4 protein-coding genes are annotated in these 4,462 nt (G+C 36.1%); 1 reads left to right on the top strand and 3 read right to left on the bottom strand.

Annotation, left to right across the window (positions count from 1 at the left end; translation table 11 throughout):
- Positions 1-234: 234 nt before the first annotated feature.
- Positions 235-783, bottom strand: coding sequence for a carboxymuconolactone decarboxylase family protein (locus K1X16_RS17670; RefSeq protein WP_225037395.1), 549 nt, complete (start codon positions 781-783; stop codon positions 235-237).
- A 653-nt stretch (positions 784-1,436) separates the two neighbouring features.
- Here K1X16_RS17670 and ltrA point away from each other — a divergent pair.
- Positions 1,437-2,696, top strand: a complete 1,260-nt coding sequence (ltrA, locus tag K1X16_RS17665) for a group II intron reverse transcriptase/maturase (RefSeq protein ID WP_225037394.1) — start codon at positions 1,437-1,439, stop codon at positions 2,694-2,696.
- Positions 2,697-2,805: 109 nt separating this feature from the next.
- On the opposite strand, the gene K1X16_RS17660 is transcribed toward ltrA, so the two are convergent.
- Together K1X16_RS17660 and K1X16_RS17655 are read right to left on the bottom strand one after the other, a co-directional pair.
- Positions 2,806-3,234: a DUF3995 domain-containing protein gene (locus K1X16_RS17660; RefSeq protein WP_225037393.1), complete on the bottom strand. Its 429-nt coding sequence runs from the start codon at positions 3,232-3,234 to the stop codon at positions 2,806-2,808.
- A complete protein-coding gene (locus K1X16_RS17655) occupies positions 3,231-4,364 on the bottom strand; it encodes an FAD-dependent monooxygenase (protein ID WP_093305936.1) in 1,134 nt (377 codons plus the stop codon). Before K1X16_RS17655 ends, K1X16_RS17660 begins: the two co-directional genes overlap by 4 nt.
- Positions 4,365-4,462 lie beyond the last annotated feature (98 nt).

Raw genomic sequence — 4,462 nt, 5'->3', positions numbered from 1 at the left:
ATAATCGTTTATGCTTTTTTGTATTCATACAACAAATCTAAAATTTTGATTTGTTGCGTTAAGTTATTGAATTCGGACGATTGTTTTTAAATGGTGGGCAACGGTTACGTATAAGAATAGTTGCGGGTTTGTATGCGAGGATTTTCCGAAGGAAAATCAGACGTTACAAAACCGCAACGACCTTTGATTTAGCACTAAACCGCAATTATTTTTATACGGTGTTATACACAGGTTTTATTTTTTCCATTTGTATTTTTCCATTATTTCATCAACTTCAGTTTTCGCAACTACATTCACATAGTTAGAAATTGTTTTTGCAGAGATTCCACCAATTATTTCAATAATATTTTCTTGAGTAAAACCAATTTTGAAAAAATTGCTTAATGTTTTTTCATCAATGTGTCCTTTATTAATAATCAACTTTTTCGTAAAGTCTCTTAAAGTTTCCAATCTAGAATCAGCAATAGGCTTTCCGTTCCGCAAAGATTCGATAACATCTTTTGGTACTTTTGTCATTTCCATTCCCCAACTATGGACAGCCATACAATAAGGACTGTTATTTTCATAACTCGTGGTCATTATTACAATTTGACCTTCTAAAAGTCCTAAACTAGATTTTCCAAGAAATAAATCAAATGATTGATTATAAGCTTGGTATATTGATGGGGAAATAGCGAGTATTTTGTCTTGATTTGGTATAAATCCAAATTTATCTAAAACTTTTTTTAATAATTCTTTAGATTCTTCTGGTGCTGTTTCTGTTGTATGTTTTGTGAATTTCATTCGTAATTATCTGTTTTTTTAACTTGTGTATAACGGTCTTGTGTATGATTAGTTGCGTGGTTAAGCGACTAAGTTAGTAAACATTTACGAACCCGTGAAAATTCCACAGGAATATTCGCAAGTAAGCTCAATGAAGCAATTAATTATACACGGTGTGTGTGCCCAGCATGGGCATCTTTTACTTTACCGAAAGGTAAATAATTAATCTAGAGGGTGCAAGTCCCTTATGGGCGAGGGTAACGCTTTGAACCATTAGTAAGCTGCAAGGTTGCTGACCTTGAGGTCGGGACTGAAGGAAGCAGGACTACAAAACTCGGTACTGACGAACAGAAATCGCATACAGAGGCATATTTATCAGGGTGAGCAAGCACATCATTGTAACGCCCAACGATTTCCAAAACGATATCTATGTAGATGCGGCAGTGATTGAGTGAAAGAAGATGTCATTACCTGGGGAGGTCTCTACAACCACGAGTTGGTTAAGTAGAGAAGTCAGCAGAAGTCATAGTACTTATAGGAAACGAGCTGTGAATAGAAACCACAGAAGTCTCACAGATAAGGAAGGACCGAACATTAGATTATGTTGGAATTTGATTGGGAAGCCTAGCTAGCCCTATCTTAACCCAACAGGAGTATTTACATTTATTGACCCTATGATTGAAAAGGTATTAGAAGCAAAGAATCTTTATAATGCGCAGCGTAAAGTTGAACGCAATAAGGGAGCGTGCGGAGTAGATGGTATGAAGACAACGGAATTATCTGCTTACATAGCAGAACATCGTGACGACCTTCTATCTTCTATACGCACACATCGCTATGTACCAGACCCGATTTTAGGGGTTTCCATCCCAAAAGGTTTGGGTAAGACCAGACTTTTAGGGATTCCAACAGTAGTGGATCGATGGCTACAACAATCGGTAAACCAACAGTTGATGGTTGAGTTCGAATATGAATTTGAACTGTTCAGCTATGGTTTCCGCCCCAATAAGAACCTTCACAAAGCAGTACTACAAGCCCAGCAGTATATCAATACTGGCTATCAGGACATTGTAGATATTGATTTACAGGGATTCTTTGACGAGGTAGACCATATGCGACTACTACAACTTATTTACAACAAGGTAAAATGCCCAACTACCTTGCGTCTAATCCGAAAATGGTTACGAGCGCCCATACGTATTAATGGACGGCTCGAGAAACGCCGAAAAGGCATACCGCAAGGAAGCCCTTTGAGTCCATTACTATCTAATATTATGTTAGATGTACTGGACAAGGATATGGAGTCGAAAGGACTGCGCTATGTGCGATATGCGGATGATTTTAGTGTTTACACTAGGAGTAAAAGCGAGGCAAAAAGGATAGGTAATGAGCTGTATATCTTTTTAAGGGATGCACTCAGGTTACCTATTAACAAAGCCAAGAGCGGAATTCGCAGACCAGTACATTTCGAATTACTGGGACACGGTTTTGTACCTGTCTACAAAAAGGGAGTAAAAGGGCAGTATCAATTAGTTGTATCACACAAGAGTTGGAGCAAGTTTAAACGTACGTTAAAGCGTATTACACAAAAGACCAAACCTATTTCTTTGTTAGAACGGCTTGAAAGACTTAATGAAGTCTGTCGAGGATGGATTAACAACTATCGGCTGACACAAAGCTATACCAAGCTTAAAAAGTTGGATACTTGGTTGAGAAACCGATTGCGATATTGTATTTGGCACGATTGGAAAAAGCAGGAACGTAAACGTAAAAACCTTATTAGATTGGGAATAGAACAGGGGCAAGCATATGCTTGGAGTAGAACCCGAATGGGTGGATGGGCAGCAGCCCAAAGTCCTATTCTAAAAACTACCGTGACCATTTCCGGACTCAAACGAAAAGGCTATAAACCGCTAGGGGATTACATCAATTGAGCACAGACTTCAATCTGGTGAACCGCCGTATACGAGACCCGTATGTACGGTGGTGTGAGAGGCGCACCGTGGGCTTAATGTTCACGGCCGTCTACTCGATTACCACCAGTTATTTATTCATAAGTTGTATCAATATTCCTAATATTCCAATTGTCAAACACAAAGGGATAAACCATTTTGAATCAGCTTTCGAAAATTCAGTATTCTTTATTTTCTTAAACAATCCAACATAATTAAAATCACCAATTGCTCGTAAAATAAAAATGCAAGGAATTGTCCAACTTCCATAGGTAACTATCCAATTCGGAATTTGAAAATTAATTAGACCTGTTTTTATCAAATAGATTAAACCAAATGAAATTAAACCTATACCAACAATTACAGTAGCAATTTTTGGTGGTTCCATTGCTTTTTGTCCAGCTTCTTTTGTAGGTAAAGCTTTTTCAAGACCCCATTTTCCACCCAAAAGCCAGTAAAAATGGATAAAACCTAGCGAAGAAAAAATCACAAATAAAATTATGGATAATACTGTTATCATATTTTCGCCAATTGAAAAATTTGTTCATTCTGTTTTCTGTTAACAGACGAAGGTGTTAATCTCAACATTTGATTACGCAGACCAATTAATATTGGATTTGAAAGATGTGCCATTTTTCCAACAAGCCAACTTCCATTTACTACTTGATGTGCTTTAGGTAATCTTAAATTTTGATATTCGGAAAATGCTTTAGTAGTTCCATATTTGCTCAAACATTCTGAAAGCACATAAGCATCTTCTATGGCTTGACAAGCACCTTGTCCCATATTTGGGGTTGTTGCGTGTGCAGAATCTCCGATTAAGCATACATTTTCTTTATACCAAATATTTGTTGGTTTTAAATCAGAAATTTCGGCAGTATTTATTTGTCCTTTTCTGGTTGATTTTATAATGTCTTTAATTACTGAATTGTAATCGCTGAAATACTGTTCTAAATCGTGGATAGAAAACTCATTTTTATTTTTTTTGAACGATTTTAAAGCATACCAATAAACTTTATTTTGGGCAATTTGAACAAACCCAAAACGTTCTAATTTTCCCCAAGCCTCATTCAGTTCATTTCTGAATTTTATCGGTAATTCGTATTCAGTAATTCCTCTCCAACATATTTGATTAGCATTTCTTATGCTATTGTTTGGGAATAAGTTTTGACGAACAATAGAGTTTAGACCATCTGCTCCTAAAACCGTTGAAGATTTAATTTGATTTCCATTTTCAAAGTTCAAATCGTATGCATTTTCGTTTTTAACGATTGAAGTAAGTTTATGGTCGAGATTAATTTCGGTTGATATTAATTTGTTTATCAATATCTGTTGTAGTTTCCCTCGATGTATTGCTACGTTTTTTGTGTTGTGTTTTTGCTCAAAATGGGATAAGTCAATTTTTGAAAGAGGTTTTAGATTTGATTTAGTAATATTCATTGAAGAGATTGGATTTCCATTTTCCTCAATTATTTTTCGCAAGCCTAACTTTTCATAAACTTGCATTGCATTATTGGCTAAAATTATTCCCGCACCAACTTCTTTTATCTGTTCGGCTTGTTCAAAAATCCTAGTTTTAATTCCTTTTTGTTCAAGTGCAATAGCGGTAGATAATCCTCCTATCCCTGCCCCAATAATATCTATGTTCATAATTTTTTTCTAATTGGTGGTAACGGTTTTGTGTATGGTTAGTTGCGTGGTTTGGCAACTAATTTAGCAAAAATTGACCGAACCCGAGAAAATTCCAG

This window comes from Winogradskyella sp. SM1960, assembly GCF_020179375.1.
GTDB classification, from domain to species: Bacteria; Bacteroidota; Bacteroidia; order Flavobacteriales; family Flavobacteriaceae; genus Winogradskyella; species Winogradskyella marina.
This window is presented reverse-complemented; position numbering and strand designations above follow the sequence as displayed.

Excerpts from the sequence above, each read along its gene's own strand:
- K1X16_RS17670 (WP_225037395.1), bottom strand. The coding sequence starts at position 783 with ATGAAATTCACAAAACATACAACAGAAACAGCACCAGAAGAATCTAAA.
- ltrA (WP_225037394.1), top strand. The coding sequence starts at position 1,437 with ATGATTGAAAAGGTATTAGAAGCAAAGAATCTTTATAATGCGCAGCGT.
- K1X16_RS17660 (WP_225037393.1), bottom strand. The coding sequence starts at position 3,234 with ATGATAACAGTATTATCCATAATTTTATTTGTGATTTTTTCTTCGCTA.
- K1X16_RS17655 (WP_093305936.1), bottom strand. The coding sequence starts at position 4,364 with ATGAACATAGATATTATTGGGGCAGGGATAGGAGGATTATCTACCGCT.